General features: G+C 62.7%; 20 protein-coding genes, 1 pseudogene and 1 riboswitch. Of the genes and pseudogenes, 9 read left to right on the top strand and 12 right to left on the bottom strand.

Annotated elements, in window-relative coordinates; translation table 11 throughout:
* Positions 1-40: 40 nt before the first annotated feature.
* The 3 genes from AC58X1_RS05325 to AC58X1_RS05335 form a co-directional block, all read right to left on the bottom strand.
* Complete coding sequence (locus AC58X1_RS05325) at positions 41-754, bottom strand: YebC/PmpR family DNA-binding transcriptional regulator (RefSeq protein ID WP_101320340.1); 714 nt, start codon at positions 752-754, stop codon at positions 41-43.
* 125 nt (positions 755-879) lie between these two features.
* A complete protein-coding gene (locus AC58X1_RS05330) occupies positions 880-2,271 on the bottom strand; it encodes an FAD-dependent oxidoreductase (RefSeq protein WP_497428466.1) in 1,392 nt (463 codons plus the stop codon).
* A gap of 15 nt (positions 2,272-2,286) precedes the next feature.
* The gene (locus tag AC58X1_RS05335; RefSeq protein WP_101320344.1) at positions 2,287-3,603 is read right to left on the bottom strand and encodes an MFS transporter; all 1,317 of its coding nucleotides are present in this window, start codon (positions 3,601-3,603) and stop codon (positions 2,287-2,289) included.
* A 262-nt stretch (positions 3,604-3,865) separates the two neighbouring features.
* On the opposite strand from AC58X1_RS05335, the gene AC58X1_RS05340 reads away from it, so the two are divergent.
* Entirely contained in the window at positions 3,866-4,735 is an 870-nt protein-coding gene (locus AC58X1_RS05340; RefSeq protein ID WP_101320347.1) for a LysR substrate-binding domain-containing protein, read from the top strand.
* 39 nt (positions 4,736-4,774) lie between these two features.
* Here the strand turns inward: AC58X1_RS05340 and tam are convergent, their stop codons facing one another.
* Positions 4,775-5,551 carry a trans-aconitate 2-methyltransferase gene (tam, locus tag AC58X1_RS05345; protein WP_101320349.1) on the bottom strand — a complete coding sequence of 259 codons (777 nt, stop codon included), beginning with the start codon at positions 5,549-5,551 and terminating at the stop codon, positions 4,775-4,777.
* Between the two features lie 124 nt (positions 5,552-5,675).
* A complete protein-coding gene (locus AC58X1_RS05350) occupies positions 5,676-7,091 on the bottom strand; it encodes an amino acid permease (RefSeq protein WP_101320351.1) in 1,416 nt (471 codons plus the stop codon).
* Positions 7,092-7,422: 331 nt separating this feature from the next.
* Between AC58X1_RS05350 and AC58X1_RS05355 the strand changes: the two genes are divergently transcribed.
* The 3 genes from AC58X1_RS05355 to AC58X1_RS05365 all read left to right on the top strand — a co-directional run bounded on the left by AC58X1_RS05355 (position 7,423) and on the right by AC58X1_RS05365 (position 11,078).
* The gene (locus AC58X1_RS05355) at positions 7,423-8,847 is read left to right on the top strand and encodes an aminotransferase-like domain-containing protein (RefSeq protein WP_259073124.1); all 1,425 of its coding nucleotides are present in this window, start codon (positions 7,423-7,425) and stop codon (positions 8,845-8,847) included.
* A 118-nt stretch (positions 8,848-8,965) separates the two neighbouring features.
* Complete coding sequence (locus AC58X1_RS05360) at positions 8,966-9,715, top strand: response regulator transcription factor (protein ID WP_497428467.1); 750 nt, start codon at positions 8,966-8,968, stop codon at positions 9,713-9,715.
* Positions 9,716-9,740: 25 nt separating this feature from the next.
* The gene (locus AC58X1_RS05365; protein WP_150571864.1) at positions 9,741-11,078 is read left to right on the top strand and encodes an ATP-binding protein; all 1,338 of its coding nucleotides are present in this window, start codon (positions 9,741-9,743) and stop codon (positions 11,076-11,078) included.
* A 53-nt stretch (positions 11,079-11,131) separates the two neighbouring features.
* On the opposite strand, the gene AC58X1_RS05370 is transcribed toward AC58X1_RS05365, so the two are convergent.
* From AC58X1_RS05370 to AC58X1_RS05380, 3 genes are all read right to left on the bottom strand, one after another.
* The gene (locus AC58X1_RS05370; protein WP_497428468.1) at positions 11,132-13,087 is read right to left on the bottom strand and encodes a TonB-dependent receptor domain-containing protein; all 1,956 of its coding nucleotides are present in this window, start codon (positions 13,085-13,087) and stop codon (positions 11,132-11,134) included.
* 162 nt (positions 13,088-13,249) lie between these two features.
* Positions 13,250-13,909 (bottom strand): thiaminase II, encoded by a 660-nt coding sequence (tenA, locus tag AC58X1_RS05375; RefSeq protein WP_497428469.1) that lies wholly within the window; start codon positions 13,907-13,909, stop codon positions 13,250-13,252.
* Position 13,910: 1 nt separating this feature from the next.
* Entirely contained in the window at positions 13,911-14,558 is a 648-nt protein-coding gene (locus tag AC58X1_RS05380) for a TenA family protein (protein WP_497428470.1), read from the bottom strand.
* 78 nt (positions 14,559-14,636) lie between these two features.
* A riboswitch (TPP riboswitch) is annotated at positions 14,637-14,752 on the bottom strand.
* A 130-nt stretch (positions 14,753-14,882) separates the two neighbouring features.
* Here AC58X1_RS05380 and AC58X1_RS05385 point away from each other — a divergent pair.
* Both AC58X1_RS05385 and AC58X1_RS05390 read left to right on the top strand, forming a co-directional pair.
* Positions 14,883-15,422, top strand: a complete 540-nt coding sequence (locus tag AC58X1_RS05385; protein ID WP_101320363.1) for a WYL domain-containing transcriptional regulator — start codon at positions 14,883-14,885, stop codon at positions 15,420-15,422.
* A 283-nt stretch (positions 15,423-15,705) separates the two neighbouring features.
* Positions 15,706-17,658 carry an alkyl/aryl-sulfatase gene (locus tag AC58X1_RS05390; protein ID WP_497428471.1) on the top strand — a complete coding sequence of 651 codons (1,953 nt, stop codon included), beginning with the start codon at positions 15,706-15,708 and terminating at the stop codon, positions 17,656-17,658.
* Here the strand turns inward: AC58X1_RS05390 and AC58X1_RS05395 are convergent.
* The 4 genes from AC58X1_RS05395 to codB form a co-directional block, all read right to left on the bottom strand.
* On the bottom strand, positions 17,655-18,395 hold the full coding sequence (locus tag AC58X1_RS05395) for a hypothetical protein (protein ID WP_101320368.1): 741 nt from the start codon (positions 18,393-18,395) through the stop codon (positions 17,655-17,657). The two genes, AC58X1_RS05390 and AC58X1_RS05395, sit on opposite strands and share 4 nt — an antisense overlap.
* Before the next feature lie 143 nt (positions 18,396-18,538).
* Positions 18,539-19,780, bottom strand: a complete 1,242-nt coding sequence (codA, locus tag AC58X1_RS05400) for a cytosine deaminase (protein WP_497428472.1) — start codon at positions 19,778-19,780, stop codon at positions 18,539-18,541.
* A 4-nt stretch (positions 19,781-19,784) separates the two neighbouring features.
* Positions 19,785-20,999, bottom strand: coding sequence for a PucR family transcriptional regulator (locus tag AC58X1_RS05405; RefSeq protein ID WP_220633865.1), 1,215 nt, complete (start codon positions 20,997-20,999; stop codon positions 19,785-19,787).
* Positions 20,996-22,255 (bottom strand): cytosine permease, encoded by a 1,260-nt coding sequence (codB, locus tag AC58X1_RS05410; protein WP_101320374.1) that lies wholly within the window; start codon positions 22,253-22,255, stop codon positions 20,996-20,998. The genes AC58X1_RS05405 and codB overlap by 4 nt, the downstream gene beginning before the upstream one ends.
* Before the next feature lie 434 nt (positions 22,256-22,689).
* Between codB and AC58X1_RS05415 the strand changes: the two genes are divergently transcribed.
* The 3 genes and pseudogenes from AC58X1_RS05415 to AC58X1_RS05425 form a co-directional block, all read left to right on the top strand.
* Complete coding sequence (locus AC58X1_RS05415; protein WP_497428473.1) at positions 22,690-23,382, top strand: CPBP family intramembrane glutamic endopeptidase; 693 nt, start codon at positions 22,690-22,692, stop codon at positions 23,380-23,382.
* A gap of 382 nt (positions 23,383-23,764) precedes the next feature.
* Complete coding sequence (locus AC58X1_RS05420) at positions 23,765-23,971, top strand: DUF6434 domain-containing protein (protein WP_101320380.1); 207 nt, start codon at positions 23,765-23,767, stop codon at positions 23,969-23,971.
* Positions 23,972-24,031: 60 nt separating this feature from the next.
* Positions 24,032-24,169: pseudogene (locus tag AC58X1_RS05425) on the top strand (DUF2388 domain-containing protein); the annotation flags it as partial.
* Between the last annotated feature and the right edge of the window lie 212 nt (positions 24,170-24,381).

Below are 24,381 nucleotides of genomic sequence, written 5' to 3' on the forward strand. Positions count from 1 at the left end.
TGCGCCGCGAAAGGGCCGCAGTGCGGCCCCCGTGCACTGATCAGTCAGTCAGGCCGACGTAGACGTTCTGCACGTCGTCGTTGTCGTTGATCGCTTCGAGGAACGCTTCAACTTCGGCCAGAGCCTCGGCACTCAGGCTGGCAGCACTTACCGGGTTCTTCGGGGTGTAGCCGATTTTTGCCGAAATCACGGTAAAGCCCTGCGCTGGCAACGCCTTCTGTACAGCGTCGACATCGGTCGTGTCGGTGATGAACAGGGTCGCGCCCTCCTCTTCACCTTCTTCGAAGTCCTGCGCGCCGGCTTCGATGGCAGCCATTTCCGGATCGGCGTCAGCGTTGTCCGGGGTGGCTTCGATCAGGCCAACATGGTTGAAGTCCCAGGCTACCGAACCGCTGGCGCCCAACTGGCCCTTGCGGAACAGCACGCGGATCTGGGCGACGGTGCGGTTGACGTTGTCGGTCAGGCACTCGACGATCAGCGGCACCTGATGCGGCGCGAAGCCTTCGTAGCTGACGGCGGTGTACTGCACCGCGTCGCCATCCAGGCCTGCGCCTTTGCGGATCGCCCGCTCGAGGGTCTCGCGGGTCATCGAGGCCTTTTTGGCCTGCTCTATCGCCAGACGCAGACGCGAGTTGGAGTCAGGGTCGGCGCCGGATTTGGCAGCGATCTGAATTTCCTTGGCCAGCTTGCCCATGATCTTGCCTTTGGCATTGGCTGCGGTTTCTCTGTGCTTGGCTTTCCACTGTGCGCCCATGTCGACTCTCTACGTTTCAGCGGGCCGGTTCAGGAAGCGACCGGCCAAAGTGGCAGCAGTTTATACGGCCCTCGGCAAAAAATCTCGCGCCTGCAGCGTCAGCCGGCACTGAGGCTTGATCAATATCAGCCTTTGTCGGCTTTGCCGGCGGCTGCGGCATACCTGGCCAGGCGCACGTCCAGCCGCCGTGGCCGCATGCCGCGGTCTTCTGCCCGCTCCTTGCGGCGGATCGCATCGCGCACCAGCAGCGAGCCCAGATAACGGATCGGCTCCGGCGGAAACCGCCCCAGTGGGCCTTTGACCAGCCCTGATCGGGTCCAGGGGTTGTCCAGCCCCAAGGCCAGCGACGAGAGAATCTGCCCGCCCATATGACACGGGCCGACGCCACTGCCTGAATAGCCGAAGCCGTAGAAGACATTGCCCTGCCCGTCCAACCGCCCGAAGAACGGCAAGCCGGTTACCGAACGGTCCGACGGCCCGTTCCAGCTCGCCGCAATCGGCACCTCGGCCAGCGCCGGGAAGAAGTCGTCGAGCGTCTGGCGCAGCAGCGGCTGGTACGGCGAAGGCTGGTCAAACACCGGCAGCATGCGCCCGCCGTAGGCAAAGGTATTGCCGCCCTTGCCGAGCATCAGCCGGCCGTCGCTGGTGTTGTGGTAGTAATGCACGAAGATGCGCGAGTCGAGCACGCTGATGCCGCTGTCCAGGCCGATTTCATCGAGCAGCTCAGGGCACGGCTCGGTGATCACCATATCGCTGGAGACGATTGCCACGCTGCGCTCGAACTGCGGGAACGCCCGCGCCATCCAGGCATTGAGGCCCAGCACCACTCGATCAGCACGGACCGTTGCATGAGCAGTGCGCACCTGTACCGGTGCGCCATGCTCAAGGCTGGTCATGGCCGTGCCTTCGTATATGCGCACCCCGCGCTGCAACGCAACGCGGCGCAAACCACGCACCAGCCGGCCCGGCTGCACTGTCGCGGCGGCCGGAGAGAACCAGCCTTCAAGATGGCGCGCAGAGCCCGCCCGCTGCTGCACCTGCTCAAGCGCCAGTCGCTCGAAAGAATTGATGCCCTGACGCGCCAAGGCGGCAATCACCGCATCGGTGCCGCCCAGTTGCGCGGCGTTGCTGGCGGTGTACAGGGTGCCATCCATGCGGTAGTCGCAATAGATGTCATTGGCTGCGCAATAGTCGCCGATGGCCGCAATACTGCGCTCCGATTCGCGCACCAGGCGCACCGCTTCGGCCGCGCCGAACAAGCGCTCGAGGGTGAAGTACTTGGCCGACCAGGACAACGCACAACCGCCGTTGCGGCCACTGGCCCCGGCGCCGCAGATATCGGCTTCGATCAGCACCACCTCCAGCTGCGGCGCCTGCTCCTTGATCATCAATGCCGTCCACAAGCCGGTGTAACCACCACCGACGATGCACACATCACAACGGATGTCGGCGCTCAGCGGCGGGCACAGTGCGTCCTGCTCCTGATCCAGGGCTTGTTGCAGCCAGAAGGGTCTCATCGCTTGGGCTTTCCTTTAACTGCGCAGTGGCTTGATTGCCATGCTGGTATTGGGGGCAACGTCGACCACCTGTTCGGCGGCGACCGGGCGGCTGTTCCAGTGCGGCAGCAGCACCAGTGCGGAGAACAGCGCGCAGCCAGCAAATACGATGAATACCGTGACGCTGTCGAAGTAGCCCGGCAGCAAGCCGCCCAGCACCGCGCCCACCGAGCCGCAACCGTTGACGAAGCCTGCGGCGGTGGCACCGGCCTTGGCGCTGCCAAAGTCAATTGCAGCGGCGCCGCTGATCATTGAATCGGGGCCGTACAAGGTCAGGCCCATGACAAACAGCAGGCCCACCACCAGGGCAATGCTGCCGCTGTTCATCGCTGCCATGAACAACGCTAGGGTCACCGTCAACAGCAGCAGGCTGATCACGCAGGCGGGCATGCGCCGGGCGCCGAACAGCTTGTCCGACGCCAGCCCGATGATGATCGGCCCGAGCAGCCCGGCCAGCTCGAATGCGGTGGGAATGATTGCAGCACCCACCTTGCCCACCGACGGCATCTGTTCAAACACGATCACCGGGCCCCAGAGCAAGATGGCGTAGCGCGCTGGCTTCAACAGAAAGTAAGCCAGGCCCAGTGTCAGCACCGTGCGATTACGCAGGATCTCGCGCAGCGGTTGCCATACGCTGCACAGGTTTGGCCCTGGAGCCATGCTCTGCGGCTCTGGCTCGACCGCCGGCAGGCCAACATCTTCAGGCTTGTTGCGTTGCAGAAAGAAGAACAACACCGCCACCAGCGCCACCACCACCGCACTGGAGAAAAACGCCGCGTGCCAGGTGCCGATCAAGGTATACGCCCACCAACCGGCAAACGGTGACGCCACCAGCCCGCCAAAGGCGTAGCACGAGCTCCACAGCCCCAGCACCCGGCCGCGCTGCGACGAAGGGAAGAAGCTGCCAAGGTTCTTGCACAACCCCGCCCAACCGGTCGACTGCGCCAGGCCCTGAATCAACATGCAGGTGGCAAAGATCGGGAAGGTTGCGTAGCTGCCCATCACCACCGCCGCCGCCGCTGAAATCAGCAACCCGCCGAGCACTACCACGCGCGGCCCGAAACGGTCGGCAAGCATGCCCCAGGTGAACTGGCCGACTGCGTAGGCAGCCAGATAGATGGCATCGAGGTTGGCCATCGCCGCCTTGTCGAGCATGAAGCTTGGGTCTTCGCCGATGCCCAGCTTGGCCACCGAGAAGGCCTTGCGGGTGAAATAGAAGCCAGCGTAGGCCAGCCAGGTAATGGCGAAAATCTGAATACGCCACCGTTTGATGGCAGCAAGGGTTTGGTTCATGGGAGTCTGACCTCTCGCTCAAGTGTGCCGGCAGAATGTGAAAAAACGCCTGTCTTGTTGTTGTGAGTCGCACTACATGACGGTGGCCATCGTCGGGTCAGATAACAGGGCCGGCTGACATGACCGCGCCGCTGCTATGGCCACCAGCGCGCTGCGTCTTGCTGCGCACTGGAGCTGTCGATCATAGAAACAGTTACTGACTGATAACAAAAATCGATTTATCGTATTTCACACATAAGCTCAGCTTGTAAGTGGAGGCGGTATGTCGGTGTCTCAGGCACAGCTCAAGGCGTTTCATGCGGTCGCTCAACACGGTAGCTTCACGCGCGCGGCGCAAAAGCTGTTTCTCACTCAGCCAGCCGTGTCCGACCAGGTGCGCAAGCTCGAAGAGCGCTTTGGCGTACTGCTGTTTCATCGCAATAAACGCTCGGTGCAACTGACCGACCTCGGCGAGCGGCTGCTGGGCGTGACCCAGCGCCTGTTCGCCTGCGAAGCCGAAGCCGTCGAGTTGCTACAGGATTCGCGTGCATTGCACACCGGCAGCCTGGTGTTGGCGGTGGATGCGCCGGTGCATGTGTTGCCGCAGATTGCCCGCTTCTGCCAGCGTTACCCCGGCATTCAGGTCAAGATCGAGACTGGCAACACCGATGAATCACTGGCGCGCCTGTTCAGCTATCAGGCCGACCTCGCCCTGCTCGGCCGCGATGTCGATGACGAGCGCCTGTACTGCGTGCCAATGCGCCGCGACCCGATGGTGGCGTTTGTGTCGCACAACCACCCCTGGGCCAGTCGCGCCTCGATCAGCCTGGCTGATCTGGACGACACGCCGCTGGTGCTGCGTGAACCAGGCTCGGTGACGCGGCAGACGCTGGAAGAGGAAATGCACCGGGCAGGGCTGCGCATCCGCGCGGCAATTCAGGTCGAAGGCCGCGAAGCTGCGCGCGAGGCGGTGGTAGTGGGGATTGGCGTTGGCGTGGTGTCGGCTGCCGAGTTTGGCGCCGACGCTCGGGTATGTGCGCTGCCGATCGTCGACTGCCAGCGGCACTTGACTGAAACACTGGTCTGCCTCAGCGAGCAACGTACGCGCCGGGTGGTGGCGACCTTTTTGCAGCTGGTCCAGGAAGAGCTTTGAGCCCTCCCTGCCCTACCTGAGCTGGCGCTGGTTTCGCAGCTAGCGAGTAGCAAGCACAAACAAGCGCGGGAACGGCAGCAGCAGCTTGCCATCGCTGGACGCTGGGTAGTCATGCTCCATCGCCTGCAGATACAACTGCAGAAAGTCCGCCTGTTCTGCTTCGTTCAGACGATCCAGGTAAGGTCGCAGTGCCGAGCCTTTGAACCATTCAACCACCGCCTGCGCACCGCCGGCCAAGGGGTGATGGTAAGTGGTGCGCCAGACGTCGACGCGGCTGCACAGCGGGCTGAGCAAGTCGTAATAAAACCCTGCGGTATGCCGCGGCGGCAGCGAGAAGTCAGCGAACTTGTCGGCCCATGGCCCGCGCTTGGCGATCTCGCGAATCTGTCGGTGGGCCGGTTCGTCGATGTTGTCCGGAGTCTGCACCGCAAGGCTGGCGCCTTCGCTGAGCTGGCGGACCAGGTGCGGATACAGCGTGGCGTGCTCGGGGAGCCATTGCAGCGAAGCGTTGGCGAGGATCAAGTCCTGTGGTTCGGCTGCTTGCCAGGTCGCGATGTCGGCAATCTTGCAGCTCACCCTCGGCACACTCAAACGCGGTCGTTTATTGGCCTTGTCGATCATGTCCGGATCACTGTCGAGCGCTGTCACCTGAGCGTCCGGGCAGCGTTGCAACAACACTTCGGTGGAGTTGCCCGGCCCACAGCCAAGGTCGGTAGCGTGACGCACTGGACGCGGCGGCACCGCCGCCAGCAGATCACGCACGGGGCGACTGCGTTCGTCTTCAAACAGCGAATATTGGTTGGCAGACCAGGCCATGGGCGGCTCCTGTAGGCGGCTGAGCGCCTAGCATAAGCCATGTCGAGGGGTTCGCGGTGAGACCCGCACAAACAAACGCGGCCGGCCCCTTGCGGGAACCGGCCGACATCATACAGCGCGTTGCTTAGTGCAGTTTTTTCGCCGAACGGATCTGATGCACAATACCCATCGCCACCACCACACAGGCAGCAATACCGGTCGAAACCACCAGAATCTGGTAATCAGGCATGAACGCCATGGTCACCAGCGCAGCAACGATAAACGCAATCACCAGGTAGGTCAGCCAAGGGAACAGCCACATCTGCAGGCGGATCTCCTTGCCTTCGGCAATCAATTTGCGGCGCATACGCAGTTGGGAGAAGGCGATCACCAGGTACACCAGCAAAGCGATCATGCCCGTGGTGTTCATCAAGGTGTCGAGCACGTCCTTGGGCCGCAGCGTCTCGCTGAAGTTGATCAGCGCGCACACCACTGCCACCGCGCACGAACCGACGATCGCGAACACCGGTACGCCAGTGCCGGCGCGGGTGATCTTGAAGAACGACGGCGCGTCGCCACGCTGAGCCAGCGAGAACAGCATGCGCGAGGCAGTGTAATGGCCCGAGATCAGGCAGCTACTCACCGAGGTCAACACGACGAAATTCATCAGCAGCTCGGCATATGGCACGCCCAGCAGTTCCAGCGTACGGCGATAAGCGCCATAGCCCGACTCACCCAGGTGCGGGTCATTCCACGGCACCAGGCAGACGATCAGGAAGATCGAGCCGACATAGAACAGGCACACCCGCCAGACCACCGAGTTGGTCGCCTTGACGATCTGCCCGGCCGGGTCTTTCGACTCGGAGGCAGCGATGGTCACGATCTCCGCACCGAGGAAGGCGAACATCACCCCAAGCAGCGCACCAATCACCGTGGTAAAGCCGTTCGGCATGAAGCCTTCGGCGGTCAGGTGAGTGATCCCGCGGACCTCACCGAACTGCCAGATATTCAACACCGCCGAGCCACATACGATCAGGAAGCAGACGATCGCAATCACCTTGATCAAGGCAAACCAGAACTCGAACTCGCCGTAGTGCTTGACGTTGAAGAAGTTGACGGTGATCAGCACCAGGGTCGTCGCCAGGACGAACACATTGGTGCTCACCCCCGGGAAGAAGCCGTGCAGGATCTTGCCCGCCACATACGCTTCCCAGGCCATCAGGATGACCCAGTACCACCAGTACAACCAGCCGATGGTGAAGCCGGCCCAACGGCCAATGGCACGGTCGGCGTAGGTCGAGAACGAGCCGGTGTCTGGCGAAGACGTCGCCATTTCACCGAGCATGCGCATGATCAGCACCACCAGGATGCCGCCAGCCAGATAAGCCAGCACCGCAGCAGGGCCGGCGCTGTGAATGACACTGCCGGAGCCGACGAACAGTGCGCCGCCGATGACCCCGGCGATCGACATCATCGTCAGGTGGCGCGACTTGAGCGAAGCATTCAGCTTGCTCTCCGGCGCCCCTTTTTCGGATGCGGTAGTTGTAGATGTAGCGTCCATCAGTTGTGTCCCCGTGCTTCTTTTTATCTAAGGAATTGCGTGAAACCCCGATGGCAAGCGGTTTCACCTGTACATCGATACTGATGCGCGCAGGCGCTGTGCGAGGGCACGAGCAGGCCTTCCCTGGCGGCCTGTGGGTCGTGCGAGGCGGGCCTCGAACGAACTGAAACAAAAGGTGTCTGGCGATCTCAGACACCTAATGTAAAAATGTCGCGCTGATAGAGCCATGCACAGTGGCATGAAAGTCGCACTGCACTGTACAGGCCGCCCATGCAATACACCGCGCGACACCCGGCCGACGCCCCGCGTCTGCACACCTGAAGGCACACCCATGCTCGTACTACATCCAGACTCCGCCACCCCGCTGGTCAACCAGATCATCGACGGCTTGCGCGAGTTGATCGACAGCCAGGCGCTCAAACCCGGTGCCAAGGTCCCGTCGATCCGCGCCTTTGCCGCCACCTACTCGGTGAGCACCTTCACCGTGGTCGAAGCGTACGACCGTCTGGTTGCGCAAGGGCTGCTGGTCAGCCGCGGCAACACCGGCTTTTTCGTCAATCGCGCGGCCAGCGAGCAACTCGACAGACCGGCCCACGGCGCCGACAACAACCGGCCGTCGTTCAACGCCGAGTGGTACCTGCAGCAGATTTTCGAAACCCGTCAGTTGCCGTTCAAACCCGGCTGCGGCTGGCTGCCCAACGACTGGATGTACGAAGATGGCCTGCGCCGGGGCATGCGTCAGGTCGCCGGTAGCCCGTTGGAGCTGTCCGGCTATGGCGAGCCGATGGGCCTGCCGGAGCTGCGCTCGCTGACCGCGCAGAACCTGCAGCAAGAGCTGTCGATCGTGGTCAACCCGGCGCAGCTGATGCTCACCCACGGCGCCAGCCAGGCGCTGGACCTGGCGGTACGCACGTTGGTGCGCCCCGGTGATGTGGTGCTGGTCGACGACCCAGGCTACCCCAACCTGATGAGCATCCTGCGTTTTCAGGGGGCTACCCTGATCGGCGTGCCGCGCACCCCGGCCGGCTACGACCTCGATCGCCTGGAGCAACTGCTCAGCGAACACCGCCCAAGTGTCTTCTTCACCCAGCCGCACCTGCACAGCCCGACCTGCTCGCGTACGCCGTTGCCGCAACTGCACCGCTTGCTGCAACTGGCCAGCCAGCATGGCTTCCGGCTGGTGGAAAACAACCTGTACGCCGATATGATCGCGGAGCCGCAGCCGTGCCTGGCCAGCCTCGATCACCTGCAGCAAGTCGTATACGTCGGCAGCTATTCAAAAAGCATTTCACCGAACGTGCGGGTTGGTTACCTGTTCGCCAACCCGGAACTGATGCAGCAGTTGCTGCGCCTGAAAATGCGCTCTGGGCTGACCACCTCCCAAGTGATGGAGCGGGTGGTCTACGCGGCGATCATCGATGGCCGCTGGCGCAAGCACCTCAAACGCCTGCGCCAGCGCCTGGCCGAAGCACACCAGGAAGTGGGCCGGCATTTGCACCGGCTGGGCTTCGAGCTGTTCACCGAATCGGACGAAGGCATGTACGTGTGGGCGCGCCACCGGGCCATCCCGGACAGCGCGGCCCTGCTGGATGACGCGCTGGAGCAAGGCATCATGCTCGGCCCCGGACAGTTGTTCATGGTCGACGCCCAGGCGACTGGGTGGATGCGCTTCAACGTCGCGTTCAGCACCGACCCGGCGATGTGGGAGCTGTTGGAGAAGATCCTGGTCAAGCAGGTGCGCCGCTCGGCTATCTAGTGCCAGCGACTGCAGGTGACGATACCCGCTGTGACAATCTGCCCACAGCGGGCAGTCACAAATGATAATGACTCGTAGTAATATTGCGCCCTGCCTCCCACATCACGCGCGATAGCCAATGCCAGCTGAACAACCCACGCCCGCGCCGCGAGTGCTGGTGGTCGATGACCACCGCAAGATCCGCGACCCGCTGGCGACCTACCTGCGCCGCCATGGTTTCGAGGTGCGCACCGCCGCCGACGCGGCCGGACTCTGGCAATTGCTCAAGCAGCAGGCGTTCGACGTGGCCGTACTCGATGTCATGCTGCCCGACGGCGATGGCTTCGAGCTGTGCCAGCAACTGCACCGGCGCTGCAACCTGCCGGTGATCCTGCTGACCGCCCGCGACGCCACTGCAGACCGCATTCGCGGCCTCGACCTGGGCGCAGATGACTATCTGACCAAGCCGTTCGAGCCGCGTGAGCTGGTCGCGCGCCTGAACAGCGTGCTGCGCCGGCATCAGGCAACCCAGGCGCGACTCCACGCGGCGCCTGCAGCTACGCCCGCAGCACGCCGCTATCGCTTCGCCGGCTGGCACTTCTGCGCCAGCAGCGCCTCGCTCAGCCGCGAAGGTGCCGAGTCAGTTCAGTTGAGCACCGCCGAGGGCAAACTGCTGCAGGTGTTTCTGGCCCACCCGCATCGCAGCCTGACCCGGCAACGGCTGGTCGACCTGACGGCAGCGCACGACAGCGACATCAGCGAACGCGCCATCGACCGCCAGGTCAGTCGCCTGCGGCGCAAGCTCAGCCATGACGGGCAAACCGCCGAGCTGCTGCGCACCCTGTGGGGCAGCGGCTACTTGCTGGCCGCCGATGTCGAGCTTGAATAGCCTGCGCCGGCTGTGGCCGCAGCGCTTGCTGCACCAGTTACTGCTGCTGCTGTGCCTGGCACTGCTGGCCTCGCACTTGATCGGCATCGTTCTGCTGCACCGCCACGGCAGCCTGCTTCATCCGCTGTCCCGGGCAGCCAGCCTGGAGCGCCTGGCAACTGCGTTCAACCTGGCGCGCGACCTGCCCGCAGCGCAGGCCAACAGGATGCTGGCCAAGATGGCCAACCCGGAAACCCGCTTCTGGATCGCGGCAACCCCCGAGGTCAGTGCTTTCGCCGCTCGCTCTGAAGAACAGCGGCTTAGCCGCGACCTGCGCCAGCGCCTGCAGCTATCGCCGGAACACTCGCTGATCGTGCAACTGGAGCGGGTCAACGGCACCGACGCCCGCGCTTATCCGTTCAGTCCTGGCGGTTGGGCGCCACTACGCTTGCGCAGCAGCCTGGCGCTGGGCAACGGCCAGTATCTGAATGCCGAGCAGCACCCCAGCGGTGCTTATCAGTGGGGCACTGTACTGGCTTACAGTTTGCCAATGACCACCCTGCCGGTCTTGCTGGTGATGATGTTCGGCTTTGCCCGCGTGCTGCGCCCGATCAAGGCCCTGGCCAAAGCCACCGAGCGGGTCAGCCGTGGTGAGTGGATTGCGCCGCTGCCGTTAACCGGCCCGCACGAAGCACGCGAGCTGACCCATGCATTCAACACGATGCAGGCCAACCTGGCCCGGCATGTCGAAGGCCGCACCCGCTTGTTGGCAGCGATCAGCCATGACCTCAACACGCCGCTGACCGAATTGCGTTTGCAGGTTGAACTGCTTGACCCCGGCGCCACCCGCGACGACTTGCTGGAAAGCCTGGGCGAGCTGACGGCGATGGTCGGCGAAACCCTGGAGTTCGTGCGCGGCGATGCAGTGCAGGAGGCGACCTGTCAGTTGCGCCTGAACGACTTGCTTGACGAGCTGGACCGACGTTATCGCCTGCTTGGGCAACCGTTGACCTGGGATGTGCAGCAACAGGCCTGGCTAAGCTGCCGACCTTTGGCGCTAAAACGTGCCCTGACCAACCTGATCGACAACGCCTTGAAGCATGGCGGTGCGACCCACGTGACGCTCAGCCAGGCTGACGGCCAGGTGCGCCTGGAGATCACCGATCAAGGTCCGGGGCTGCCTGAGCAGTGGTTGGAAAAAGTCTTTGAACCCTTTGTCCAGCTCGGCCGCGGTGGTGCCGACGCCCGCAGCGGTGGCGGCCTCGGTCTGGGCTTGGCGATCGCCCGTGCCTGCATTCAGGCCCATGGCGGTGAACTGCTGTTGGAAAACCGCAAACCACGAGGGCTGTGCGCGCTGGTGCGGCTGCCGGTCGGCCAAGGCTGACACGCGCAAACGCAAACGGGGCCGATGTACGGCCCCGTTTGCTACTGCTCTGATCAGAAGTTGTAGGTCGCGCCCATCCACAGCGTGCGGCCATAGTTCACCGTGCCATAGGTCTCGTCGTCCAGACGCTTGTCGGTGATGTTGTTCAGCGAGGCATTCACAGTCAGCGCATGGGTCAGGTCATACGAGCCGCCGATGTCGGCAGTGGTGTAGCCCGGCGCCGATTCGGCAGTGATGGTGTTGCCTGTTTCTTCGCCGTAGTAGCTGAGCGCGGCCCAGGCTTGGGCGCGGTCATTGACCCGCCATTCGCCGCGCAGGTTGGCTTTCTGTTTCGGCGTCAGGGCAAGCGGCGCACCTGCGTTGGCACCGGTCTTCTGCTCGGAGTCGGTGTAGGTGTAGTTGCCTTTGATCAGCAGGTCGGAGCGGATGTCCCATTGACCGGTCAGCTCGACGCCACGGATCACCGCCTTGTCGACATTGACCCGGTCCATGACGATGTAGCCGTTCCAGCGCCGGTCAGTGGTTACGGTAGAGAGCTTGTCCTGAAAGTCGTTGTAGAACAACGTCACACCTGCCGACAGATCATTGCGGTTGGACCACAGTGCCGACACTTCGTAGTTGGTGCTGGTCTCGGGCTTGAGGTCAGGGTTGCCGAGCATGACGAACCGGTTGCGGCGCAGGTAGGCGTAGCCTTCAACCACGGCGCGCAGCTCAGGGGTCTTGAAGCCGCGGGCAACACCGCCTTTGAGCGTCCACTGATCCGTCGCGCGCCAGACCCCATACAGGCGTGGGCTGAAGTGGTTGCCGTATTCTTCGTGGTTGTCCATGCGCAGGCCGCCGGTCAAGGCGAAGGTGTCGGTGACCGACCATTCGTTTTCGGCAAACAGCGCTTTTTGCTGGACCGAGAACTCGTAATCAACCTTGTCACCCAAGCCCTGGTTCCAGTCGGTGACCTGGTTTTCCTGCCATTGCAGGCCAACCGTGCTGACGTTGTAGGTGGTCGGCACGACCAGCTTGGCGTCGAGCACGCGGTTGCGGATTTCAGGCTTGCGCCCGTAGATGTCGGTCTGGTCTGGCGTGGCCTTGCCTTCGCGGCTGGTGGTTTCCTGATAGAGGGCGACGTCTGAGGTGGCCCAGCCCCAGCGACCCTGGTGCGACAGCGACCAGTGATCACGGTTGTTCTCTTGCTCGCGGGTGGCCCAGTTGGCACTGACGCCATCACCGTTTTTCAGGCGCGTAACGCCGGCTTCGAGAAGGATGTCGTGGTCGATCGTGGGCGTGAAGGCCAGGCGCGTGGTCAGGTCGCGGTGATCGGCCTTGCTGTGGCCGTTGGTCTGTTCCAGGTCAGCATCGGCCTGGCGGTCCAGGTAGCGGCCCCACACTTGCAGGCCAAGCAGGTCTTCCTTGAGCGGACCGCTCAAGTAGAAAGTGGTTTGCCCGGCGTCGCCCTCTGCGCTGTGCTTACGCGCCGAATAGTCATAACCGATCGAGCCGCCCCACTCGGGCGAGACCTTGCGGGTAATGACGTTGATCACCCCCCCGATAGCGTCCGAGCCATACAGCGACGACATCGGCCCGCGCACCACCTCAATCCGCTCGATGGCGGCTGCCGGCGGGACAAAGCTCTGCTCGTAACCGGCGTTGCCGTTGACCCGTGATTCACGGGCGCTCTGGCGTTTGCCATCGACCAGAATCAAGGTGTAGTCGCCCGGCATGCCGCGCATCGAGATGTCGCTTTCGTTGGCGCCGCCGTTGACGGTGACACCCTCGACATCACGCACTGCGTCACCGAGGTCGCGGTACGACTTGCGACGCAGGTCTTCGCCGTCGATCACGGTGATCGACGCGGGCGCGTCCTCAACCCGCTGCTCGAAGCCCGAGGCAGTCACAACCACATCTTCAAGGGTCAATGGGACGGGTTCTGGAGGGTTTGTCTGCGCGTGCGCGGCACCCGCCAGAAATACGGCCAACGTGGAGGAACGGCTGAAAATACGACGTGGTGCGCGCATGCAAGTGACCTGTGGATTCTGCTGTAAAAGAGAATCCTAATCAGATGCATTGGCGCAAATGGGACAAAGTGTGACAGCCGCTGTCGACGACCGCGACGCCAAAGGCAGCGTCGAGGTACCACAGCTATGCCTGCAGGCACCTCAAGCACGCTGACCAGCCGATTATTCGGCAGCCTGCAATCCCATCTGCCAGAAGTCCGCCTCAAGCCGTGAGGCCTGGGCAAAGATCGCCGCCAGCTCGGTGAAACGTGACTCGGTCATGCTCCGCGCGGCCAGCTCGTCCAGGTGCTTGCGGGCAGACGCCGCCACGTCTTGATAGGCCTCACCGGCATACTCGCCGATCCATTCGCGGTACGGATGCTGGTTCAGATCACCGATTGAGCCGGCCAGGCGCTGGCCGATTTCGGCGTAGCCGATCACGCACGGTGCCAGCGCAACGTGCAGTTCAAGCAGGTCGCCGGCGGCGCCGCAGTCAAGCACATAGCGGGTATAGGCCACGGTCGCCTGATGCTCGGGGGCAGCTTGAATGTCGGCTTGCGACAAGCCCCAGCGGGCGCACAGGCGCAGGTGCAGTTCAGTCTCGTCAAGAATCGCCGCAAGCCCGGCCTGCGCGGCGCGGATGTCACTTGGCAGGCGACTCTTGTAGGCGGCCAGCGCCCAGGCGCGGGCGAACTGGATCAGGAACAGGTAGTCCTGCACCAGATACTCGCGAAACGCCGCCTGACTGAGGGTGCCCGTCTGCATCTGCTGCAGGAAGTCATGCTCGACGTAGCTCGCCCATTGCGGCGCAGCGGCGGCCTTGAGCCGATCAAAAATATCCATGTCAGACCTCGCCATCGTATACGGCATCGAAGAAGGCCAGTTCCAGTGCGACTGTGCGCAGGTAGAAGTCGCGGCTGAGCTCGGCCTCCTTTGGCCCGACGCGGTCAAGTTCAGCTTGCAGGAACGCGACAAAATCCTCGAAGAACGGGTTGTCATGCAAGGTGATCCACTCAGCGTGGACGAAATGCTCGGGCAGTGGCTGCGGCGCCTTCTGCGCCCAGTCCAGGTACAACCCCTCGGCCACATTCAGCACCGCCAGCGCTGCCGCATAGGAGCGGCTTGCCGCCGCCTCGGCCATGATCGCCTTGAAGCCTGCGGTGGGCGCACTGTCGGCAGGCTCGTCGCGCTGCGCCGGGCTTACATCGAGGGCCTGGAATGCACGCAGGAAATAGGTGTTTTCGTCACTCGAGATCATCCCGGCAAAACGGCCCAGACGCAGGCGCGCTTCAAAGGTATCGGCTGTGGCAATAGCCGCACCGAGCAAGGTCAGAAAGCTGTCGAGAAAGCGATGGTCCTGAACCAGGTAGCGGACCATGACCGGATCCGCCAGGGAACCATCACATAGCTGTCGCACGAAGCGGTGGCCAACGGCAGCCGACCAGGTCGGTTCGCTCTGCTCGCGCAAATAATGGGTAAAACGTTCGCTCATGCTGCTGTCCTCTGAGAGGTGGCAGCGAGGCCAGGCGGGTGGTGCATGGTGCGGCCTCGCAGTGAGGCCGGCGCAAAGGCAGGTCGGCTGTCCCATCCCTTCGCCGGCATGATCCGGATCAGGTGCTAAGGGTCACCGCGCTGCATCTTGCCAGCGGTTTCTCAGCCCGTCTCCGGGCTCCCCTTGGTAGCGCTCAGGTATACCGCAGACGCAGGCCACTTGTCACGGCACGTTGGCTGCACGCCCAGCAAAAGGTATGCTAGGCGAACATAGCCAATTGCCACCACTAGAGCCGTGCAGTGATCGCGCGCCAAGGAACCCGCTTTGCCCAGCAACCCCACGCGCCAGACCATCGCCCGCCAGTGGCAGTTGCTCAAACTGCTGCCTGACCGCCACCCGGGCATGAGTTCCAATCAGTTGCAGCAGGCCCTGCACCAGGTCGGCCATGGCACCAGCAAGCGCACGGTCGAGCGTGATCTGAACGAGCTGACCGAGCTGTTTCCGGTGCGCTGCAACAGCAAGGGCACCCCATATGGCTGGTACTGGCAGGCCGAGCTCAGCACCGAGCTGCTGCAGCCGCCGCAGCCCAGCGATCGTTGCATGGCGCAACCGATCACCTTGCGGGCCTGGGTGACGCCGGGGCTGGCACGGCAGTTGGCGGCGCAGCCGCTGTCGGACGACATGTTGCTGGAGCCGCTTGCCGAAGGCGACGCCAGGTTGGTGGCCACGGTTGCCTATGACCAGGCCCTTTTGAGCTGGCTGCTGGCGCATGCCGGCTCGATCAAGGTGAGTGCCCCGGACAGCGTGCGTGAGGCTCTGCTCGAAAGGCTGCATCAAGCACTGCTGTTGCACGAAAGCGGCTAAGTCAGCGCTGCGAGTACGCTCGCAAGCATCCTGGATCTGCGATTAACGCCGCACAAATCATTGGCGCCAGCGCTAAACGTCACCGGAAACGGCGGCGAGTTAAGTCAACTTGATAGACTGACTTGTCGTCGGGGTTGGGTTTCCAGCGCTGAACAACACGGCGCATCGTTTTAGGGCTGCTCAGCAGCCCTAAAACTCACAGCCACAGCGTTACCACCTGCCCAAACCTCCTTGCCATAGGCTACTGTTCCCCCTTGCGCGTCGTTCAAGCCAAGGAATCCCTATGCCGCATCGCCTGTTACTGCCGCTATTGCTGCTGTGCCCGCTCGCCTCTGCCGCCGATGCACCGCAAAAAGACGCCACCAGCTTCACCCGCCAAAGCAATCAACAATGGTTGCAGCGCCTCCCCTTCAACGACCGCGCCGATTTCGACGCCGCTCAGCGCGGCTTGATCGAGCGCTTCGATGGCCGCATCGACAATGCCGACAGCCAACCGGTGTGGGACCTGCAGCGCTACGCCTTCATCAACGGTGAAGCGCCTGCCACCGTCAACCCAAGCCTGTGGCGCCAAGCCCAACTGAACGCCATCGCTGGCCTGTTCCAGGTCACCGAGGGCATCTATCAGGTACGTGGTCTGGACCTCGCCAACATGACCCTGGTCGAAGGCGACAGCGGCCTGATCGTGATCGACCCGCTGCATTCAGTAGAAACCGCCCGCGCTGCCATGGAGCTGTACTTCAAACATCGCCCGCGCAAGCCTGTGCTGGCGGTGATCTACAGCAACCCGCAGGTGAGCAGCTATGGTGGCGTGCGCGGCGTCGTCGACCCCGCCGAGGTCAAGGCCGGCAGGGTTCAGGTGCTGGCACCGCGCGGTTTCTATGCGCAGGCCATCAGCGAGAACGTGCTGGCGGGCCCGGCGATGCAGCGCCGCGCCGAATACCTGTATGGCAACGCCCTGCCCCGCGGGCCTCGCGGCCAGGTCGATGCAGGCCTGGGCAAAGACATATCCAGCAACGCCACGATCAGCCTGATCGCCCCCACGCGGGAGATAAGCAAAGCGGTCGAGACCGTGCGCATCGATGGCATCGACATCGAATTCCAGCTCACCGCAGGCCAGGACGCGCCGGCACAGATGAACCTCTGGCTGCCGCGCTTCAAGGCGCTGGCCATGGGCGAGAACGTCGCCCACAGTCAACTGAGCCTGCTCGACCTGCGTGGCGCGCCGGTGCGCGATGCCAGAAGCTGGTCGCGCTACCTCGACCAGACCTTGGTGCGTTACGGTGAGCGGGCCGAGATCGTCCTCGGCCAGCATCACTGGCCAACCTGGAGCGGCGCGGCAGTGCGCGAGTACCTTGCCGACCAGCGTGACCTGTACGCCTATATCGATGGCCAGACGCTACGCCTGATCAATCAGGGCCTGACCCCGGACGCAATTGCCGCGCAACTCGCCACGCTGCCCCCGCGCCTGGCCAAGCGCTGGTACAGCCGCGATTACTACGGCTCGCTCAGCCTCAACGTGCGTGCGGTCTATCAACGCTACATGGGAAGCTACGACGGCAACCCCGCTACCCTCGACCCACTGCCACCGAGCGACACCGGCCGGCGCTATGTCGAAGCCATGGGCGGCGCCAACCAGGTGCTGAGCCTGGCGCGCAAGGCATTTGCTTCAGGTGATTACCGCTGGGTCGCCGAGCTGACTCGGCAATTGATCTACGCCCAGCCCGGTAACAGCGCAGCACGTCAGCTGCAGGCCGATGCGTTCGAGCAACTCGGCTACCAGAGCGAGAACGCTACCTGGCGCAATGCCTACCTGAGCGGCGCACAGGAGCTGCGCGACGGTGTTGCCGCAAGCCCAGCCCCCGGCAACGTCGATGACATGGTACGGGCCCTGGCAGCGCCACTGTTCTTCGATCTGCTCAGCGTGCGCCTCGATGCGCAAAAGGCAGCCGAGCAGGACCTGACCATCAACTGGCGCTTCACTGACCTGGGTGAAGATTATGCGCTGACCGTGCGCAACGGCGTGCTGACCCACCGCGACCGCACGCGCCACCGCCGTGCGGATGTCGAGGTCAGCATGAAAAAAGCCACACTCGATCGTATCGCCTTGAAGCAGACCGGCTTCGTCAAAGAGGTCACAGTGGGTGATATCAGCATCAGCGGCGAGCGGATCAAGTTCCTGCGCCTGATGTCCGGGCTGGAAGATCCGCAGGGGCGCTTCGAGCTGGTCGCGCCTTAAGCGCGGCGCTGGGCCGTAGCCTGCTGGCTGCGGCTCAGGCATGCGTAGCCAAGGCCCAATACACCGATCGCCAGTGCACCGAGCAAGGCCAGCAGCAGTTGGCTGTAGCTGGCAATGGTGGCTGGCAGGCCGACGAACTCGCGGTAAGCGAGAATCTGCGCCTCGCCGTCAGCGTGGCGAATGCTCAGGCCGCCCTGTCGGATCTGCGAGTAGTCCGAATCGAAGTACACCCATACCTTGCAGTCTTCGCGCCCGCCGATGGTGGCGATGTCGATCAGGTTGGTGGCCGCCTGTGGGATGATGTCGTTGCCGTCATCGTCGCGCACCTGCACCAGGCCCTTGGCCGGCAAGCGGATCTGAATGTTCTTCAGCGGGGCTTCGCGGGTGTTCTTCAGCTCTATCACCAAGCCGGTACGATGGTCGACCAGGCCTGCCTCGAACGGCTTGGCAAACAACGCCAGATACGGCGCCTGGGCCGCGTCCACCAGCTTGTCGACCTGCTGATTGCTCAACTGGCCCTGGCTGATATCGCTCATCTGCCCGTGCAAGCGCTCGTAGCGCAGCATGTCATTGGCCGTGCTGATGCGCTCGCTGAACTGGCTTGGGTAGGTCAGGTAGGAGTAGGTAAGCCGCGCTTCCAGGGCTGGGTCCTGCTTGAATGCCAGATACAGGCCGCCTGCACAGGCACCAGCGACCAGCAGGCCAACGAGGGCTTTACCGACTTTTTCCCAACTCACCTGGGCGTTTCCTTATTTCGCTGTAGGGGCGATGCAAAATCGCCGGCCAAGCGTGCCACTGATCGCGCTCAGGGGCAAATGCGAATTAGACCGATCGCCAGCCATCGCCCACGCAGATAAGCCTGCGCGGGCGATGGTCAGGATCAAGCCAGGCGCTGCACCTGGGCCGGGGTGCGGCGCATCAGCACCTTGCCATTGCGCACTGAAACCAGTGCGTAACCCTGGCTGCGGACCATCTCGTAATCATCCGGCACCGACAGCACCAGCAGATTCGCTGGCCGTCCGACCTCCAGCCCATAGCGCTCGCCAAGATTGAGGGTGCGCGCGCTGTTGTCGGTGATCAGGTCGAGCGAGCGCTGCAGGTCTTCGTAGCCGAGCATGTGGCAGATGTGCAAACCGGCCTCGAGAATGCGCAGAATGTTGCCATTGCCCAGTGGGTACCACGGGTCGACGATCGAGTCCTGGCCAAAGCACACGTTCATCCCGGCGCGGTCGATTTCGGCGACGCGGGTCAGGCCACGGCGTTTGGGGTAGGTGTCGAACCGGCCCTGCAGGTGGATGCTCTCGGTCGGGCAGGAAACAAAGTTTATGCCCGACATTTTCAGCAAGCGGAACAGCTTCGAGCAGTAGGCGTTGTCATACGAACCCATTGCCGTAGTGTGGCTGGCGGTAACCCGCGCACCCATGCCGCGCATGCGTGCTTCCTCGGCCAGCACTTCGAGGAAGCGCGACTGCGGGTCGTCGGTCTCGTCACAATGTACATCGACCAGGCAACCGTTGCGCTCGGCCAGGTCCATCAGGAACTTGATCGACGACACGCCCTGATCACGGGTGTTCTCGAAGTGCGGGATACCGCCCACCACATCCGCGCCCATCGCCACCGCCTCGGTCATCAAGGCGCGACCATTGGCGTACGACTCGATGCCCTCCTGCGGAAACGCGACAATCTGCAGGTCGATCAGGTGGCGCACTTCTTCGCGGACTTCAATCATCGCCTTGAGTGCGGTCAGCTTGGGATCGGTGACGTCGACATGGGTACGCACATGCTGGATGCCGTGATCGACCAGCATGCCGATGGTCTTGCTGGCGCGGGTCTTGGTGTCTTCATGGGTATTGAGCTCTTTGCGCTCGGCCCAGCGCTCGATGCCCTCGAACAAGGTACCGCTCATGTTCCAGTTGGGCTCGCCAGCGGTGAGGGTGGCATCGAGGTGAATATGCGGCTCGATAAAGGGCGGCACCACCAGGTTGTGCTCGGCGTCGATATCACTGGCGTTATTCAGCGCCAGCGGCCCGCTCTGCGCCTGGATCGCAGCGATGCGCTCGCCTTCGAGTTCGATGCGAAACAGCCCGTCCTTGCCACGCAGGCGTGCATTGATGATGTTCATGTTTCTACTCCTTGCCCTGGGCTGCGGTCATGCGCCATATGAGCATAGCGACCGCAGCATTCATACGAAAAAGCGGATCATCGAGTGATTGTCCGCTCAGTTGTTCGATTCTGCCGATGCGTTGATTGATGGTGTTGCGGTGCAGGCCCAAACGCGCGGCGGCCTGCAAGGCGTTGCCGTTGGCGCCCAGCAGGGCATCGAGGGTGTGCAACAACGCATGGGGATGCTTGCGCCCGGTTTCGATCAGGCGACCGAGGGTTTGGCTGACGAAGCTGTCGATCAGGCCGCGGTCGCTGATCCCCTGCAACAGGCGCAGCACGCCCAGCTCGCTGAAGTCGCAAAGGCCGCTGGCCGGGCGCAGGTGCTGGGCGACGTCGAGCGCCTGACGGGCTTCGTTGAGTGCCTGGCGATAGTGCGCGCAGTCCTCGGCCAGGCAGGACATGCCCAGATATACCCCGGTGTCACCGGCAATAACCCGCAATTGCTGATGCAACTGCGCCAACCCACCGCGCAGGTTCGGCACGTCAGGCAGCAATAGCACGAACAGATCGCCCGGCAACTGTGCCGTGACAGCGCCCGGCTGGGTGCGACACCATGCTTGCAGGCAGTCTTCCAGCGCTTGCTGGCTGGCCTGCCAAAGGCGCTCGGCTTGCTCCGGAGCATGCTGTTCGAATACCTCATCGCCTGCCAGCCGCAGCGCCACCAGCCGCCGCGGCTCGTCCAGCGCCAGCTGCAAGTGCGCGGCGCGTTGCCGGGCGATGGCCAGGCTTGGATAATCGCCGGTCAGCAATTGCCCGATGATGTCATCCCGCGAGCGGCGCGCTTGTGCCATCTGCACCAGCGCCGTACCGATCAAATGGGTCACCACCACCATCTTCAGCGCGTAGGGCTGCTCGATCAAGCTCAGGCCCAGTTGCTCGGCGCGTTCGATCACCTTCGGTGGAATCTGCTGAATGAAGCTGCCACCAGTGAGGATCACCAGACCGGCGATGCCCACCGCGTCGCCATCCTCGACCAGGCTCAGCAGATTGGCCTCGCCGCGCGGGTGATTGATGCCCGTAACGAACACCAGTTCACCGCCCATCACCCATTCGGCAATACCCTCGTTCTCGGCCACGTAGGGCCAGCGCACCCGCCGCTGCAGGTTGCGTTGGCCAGCGCGCACGGTCATCTGTGCAAGCCCGGGCAGGCGCAGAATTTCTTCCAATGCCAGGCTCACGGCTCGACCTGCGCCAGCGCCCGCCGCCGACCGCTCAGCTCAAGCAGGACGATATAGCACAGCGCCGAAGCGCCAATTCCCACCAGCGGCGCGACCCACGGCGAGCTGTAGGCCAACAGCGCACCGACGGCGTAGGCAGTCAGCCCCTTGAGGTTGTAGCGTGGCAACTGAACCGAGGCCAGCGCCGGGTACTTGCCGCGGTGGCGGTACCAGAAATCAGCCATGATCACCCCGCCGACCGGCGGAATGATCGAACCCAGCAGCACCAGAAACGGGATCAGCAGCTCGTACATGCCGCCAATCGCCAAGAGGATGCCCAGCCCCGCCGCGACCAGAGTTGCCGTGCGCCGGCGTTCGCTGCGCAGGAGATGGCAGGCCGCTGCCGAGACGTTGTAGATGGTCGGCCCCTGGATGGTCCACAGGTTCAGGCAGAGCATGATCACTGCAGCGAACGACAAGCCCTGCAGGATCATCACCTCGACGATATCGGCCTGCTGATAGACCATCGCGCACCATGCTCCCGCCACCACCATCAAGCCATTGCCGAGCAGAAAACTGACCACACTGGCGGTCACCGCGACCCGCCCGCTGCGCGACAGGCGCGTCCAGTTGGTGGCTTGAGTCGCACCGCTGGCGAAGGTGCCAAAGACCATGGTCACCGCCGCTGAAAACGTCATCGCCTCGTGCGGCACCACCGCAGCCAGGCCAGCAAAACCACCGGCGTCGCCGGTAGCGATGTACATCGACACCAGCAACAGCACGAACATCAACGGCACCGACACCCGCGACAGCAGGTCCAGGCCCTTGAAGCCAATGATCGCGGTAATGCTGAAACCAAGACCGAACAGCACCATCAGCGGCACAGTGAAGCCCTCAGCCAGGCCCAGGATCTTCACCAGCACGATCGCCACCGTCGCGGTGCCCCAGGCGTACCAGCCCAGCTCGGCGAAACCCAGCAGGAAGTCCGATAGCCGGCTGCCCGCCTCGCCAAAGCAAAAGCGCCCCATCAATACCGTATTCAGCCCGCTGCGCGAGGCGATGAACGCCAGGCTTGCGGCGTACAACGCCAGCAGTGAGTTGCCGATGGTGGCGATCCACAGCATGTCGACGAAATTGAACGCCATGCCCAGCTTGCCGCCGGCGAACATGGTGCCGGTGAAGAAGGTGAAACTGAACAAAACCATGGCGATCGGCAGCAGGCCCTTGCGGGCTGACTGCGGGGCTTCGGATAACGGGAATTCGCTGGGCGCGCTCATCGATGCTGCTCCGGGTAGTGGATGGAGCAGCTAGAGCAATATGCGGGCCGCTTCGAAGGGGCCGCTGATCTCGCAAAAAGCGTGCGTCTGCCACAATGATCACTGTGCAGTCAGCACACTTTCTTCAACATGACGGCCTCAGGCGTGTGCTTTATGACTCATCCCAAGGCAACCCTGCACCATTCAGGCACATTGCTATGGGAAGTTGGGAAACGAGCGTTGTGCTGTCCAGCCATTACGAGATGATCTGGAATCAGCAGACCACCAGTGTCAGCAAGCTGGTTTCCGGGGCCTGAGTATCAGCCACGCTGGCGCCGCCCTAGCTAGATATTGTTTATCTACGATCGTCGATTGTCAGGCGATAGCGGCAACGGCAAGATGCCCGCCGAATTGCTCAAACAAGGAACGTCCCCGTGCAAACCTCAGCATCATCCATGCCCTCAGCGGTAGCCCCTGCGCCGTCACGCTATAACGTCTTCAAGCGGCTTGGCATGCTGGCCCTGGCGCTCATCATCTACCTCGCCGCAAGCGTGCTGGTTGTCCTGCCCGACCCGTCCGCGCCCCTCACCAGCCAGAAGCTGATCAACTCGGTAGGCTATGCCGCGATCGGCCTGTTGGTGCTGCTGTGTTTGCAGTACCGCAAGCAAGGCCTCAGGCAGGTGATCCTCGGCCAGCACTGGCGGCGCCCGTTGCTGTTCGGTCTGATCGCCATGGTCGGGACCTACACGCTGTGCGCGCTGCTGATGCACCTTTTGCAGATACCCCGCGAAAGCTTCATGGTGCACTTCTACGACGGCCTAGGCCCGGCGCAGATCGCCCTGCTCTGCCTGACCTTGGTGCTGTTCCCGCCGGTCGCCGAAGAGCTGCTGTTCAGGCACTACGTGATGCGCGTGTTTCCGCTGGACAGTGGCCGCTTCTGGCAGTGCACCGCGATCGTGGTCAGCACGTTGGTGTTTGCTGCGCTGCACAACCAGTACGACAACCTGATCACCTTGGTAACGCTGGTTGCCGTCGGTTTGATCCTCGCCATCGCACGTATAGCCAGCGGCGGTTTGCTGGTGCCGGTGTTACTGCATGCCGCGGCGGAGGTGGTGGCGATTTCGATCAATTATCTGCAGATGGATTGACCGCCGGCTGATCGCGCCAGGAAGTCTGAACGTTGAACAGATTCGCCGCCTTGACAGGAAACGGCTCTATGTAAATGGCGGCCAGTCCCACATGCTTGATGGCCTGGCCGCCGAGGCGCGCTTTCACTCGGCACCAGGCGGAATGCCATCCTTGTTTTTGTCCTTGAGCCGAGCCTTTTCCTCTTCGGTGGAATGAGCCGGCACCTGGCTGTCTTTCTGGTCGTCTTTTGGATCGGTCATCGCAGTTTCCTCAGTGTGTGGTCGTTGGGCAGTCCACGTGCCGAGCAGTTCAGATTAAGCAGCCCAGCCAACTCAATCCATGGACAACGCCACGCCCTTCAGTGCTAACCTGCCGCTTCAAGTCGCCATCACTGGATCAGCCATGAGTTTAAACTGGCACTCAGGACCAATCACCCGCGCCACCCCATTGGACGCTCAGTACCGTAACACCCAGAAGGTCCGCCAATTCCTGATTGCCGAATGCGGCGAAGCCTTCAAATTCGACCGTACGTTCATGGCCTGGATCAAGAGCGGCGCGCCAGCAACCATGGGCGATGTCGCCGACGAGTGGTTGCGTACCCATGCCTGAAGCCAGCCCGCCATAAGGCTGACTGAGCACAACTGCAACATCTCGCCTTCTTCTATCGTTGCCCTCACCTTTATCGGTTCTGACAGCACCATCTGCGGCGCGCAATTTGAACAAGCATCACGCTATTATCGCTCGACACACAGCGAGCCGATGATGTCCGACATGCAGCTTGCCCAGGTGATCGCCACCTCACTGTGAGATCGAGCACGGCGCTCATTGCGCCTGCTGTAACGTTACCGTGCTGCCGCCAAGCCCACCGCCGAGTGGGCTTTTTTACGTCTGAATGAAGCTCCGATCACGCCTTCGGCGAGCAAGAAGCATCAACGTGCTCAGTAAAGTATTTGTCAGTTTTGTTTAAACAAAATTGGGCAATTACTTTTAAATGGTTCTCATTTGCGATACCGTCCGAC

The sequence above is a fragment of the Pseudomonas sp. PGPR N4 genome (assembly GCF_059693665.1).

Coding starts and splice junctions, on each gene's coding strand:
- AC58X1_RS05380 (WP_497428470.1), bottom strand. CDS start 14,558: ATGAGCGAACGTTTTACCCATTATTTGCGCGAGCAGAGCGAACCGACC.
- AC58X1_RS05370 (WP_497428468.1), bottom strand. CDS start 13,087: ATGCGCGCACCACGTCGTATTTTCAGCCGTTCCTCCACGTTGGCCGTA.
- AC58X1_RS05350 (WP_101320351.1), bottom strand. CDS start 7,091: ATGGACGCTACATCTACAACTACCGCATCCGAAAAAGGGGCGCCGGAG.
- codB (WP_101320374.1), bottom strand. CDS start 22,255: ATGAGCGCGCCCAGCGAATTCCCGTTATCCGAAGCCCCGCAGTCAGCC.
- codA (WP_497428472.1), bottom strand. CDS start 19,780: ATGAACATCATCAATGCACGCCTGCGTGGCAAGGACGGGCTGTTTCGC.
- AC58X1_RS05360 (WP_497428467.1), top strand. CDS start 8,966: ATGCCAGCTGAACAACCCACGCCCGCGCCGCGAGTGCTGGTGGTCGAT.
- AC58X1_RS05390 (WP_497428471.1), top strand. CDS start 15,706: ATGCCGCATCGCCTGTTACTGCCGCTATTGCTGCTGTGCCCGCTCGCC.
- tam (WP_101320349.1), bottom strand. CDS start 5,551: ATGGCCTGGTCTGCCAACCAATATTCGCTGTTTGAAGACGAACGCAGT.
- AC58X1_RS05355 (WP_259073124.1), top strand. CDS start 7,423: ATGCTCGTACTACATCCAGACTCCGCCACCCCGCTGGTCAACCAGATC.
- AC58X1_RS05340 (WP_101320347.1), top strand. CDS start 3,866: ATGTCGGTGTCTCAGGCACAGCTCAAGGCGTTTCATGCGGTCGCTCAA.
- AC58X1_RS05330 (WP_497428466.1), bottom strand. CDS start 2,271: ATGAGACCCTTCTGGCTGCAACAAGCCCTGGATCAGGAGCAGGACGCA.
- tenA (WP_497428469.1), bottom strand. CDS start 13,909: ATGGATATTTTTGATCGGCTCAAGGCCGCCGCTGCGCCGCAATGGGCG.
- AC58X1_RS05415 (WP_497428473.1), top strand. CDS start 22,690: ATGCCCTCAGCGGTAGCCCCTGCGCCGTCACGCTATAACGTCTTCAAG.
- AC58X1_RS05325 (WP_101320340.1), bottom strand. CDS start 754: ATGGGCGCACAGTGGAAAGCCAAGCACAGAGAAACCGCAGCCAATGCC.
- AC58X1_RS05420 (WP_101320380.1), top strand. CDS start 23,765: ATGAGTTTAAACTGGCACTCAGGACCAATCACCCGCGCCACCCCATTG.
- AC58X1_RS05335 (WP_101320344.1), bottom strand. CDS start 3,603: ATGAACCAAACCCTTGCTGCCATCAAACGGTGGCGTATTCAGATTTTC.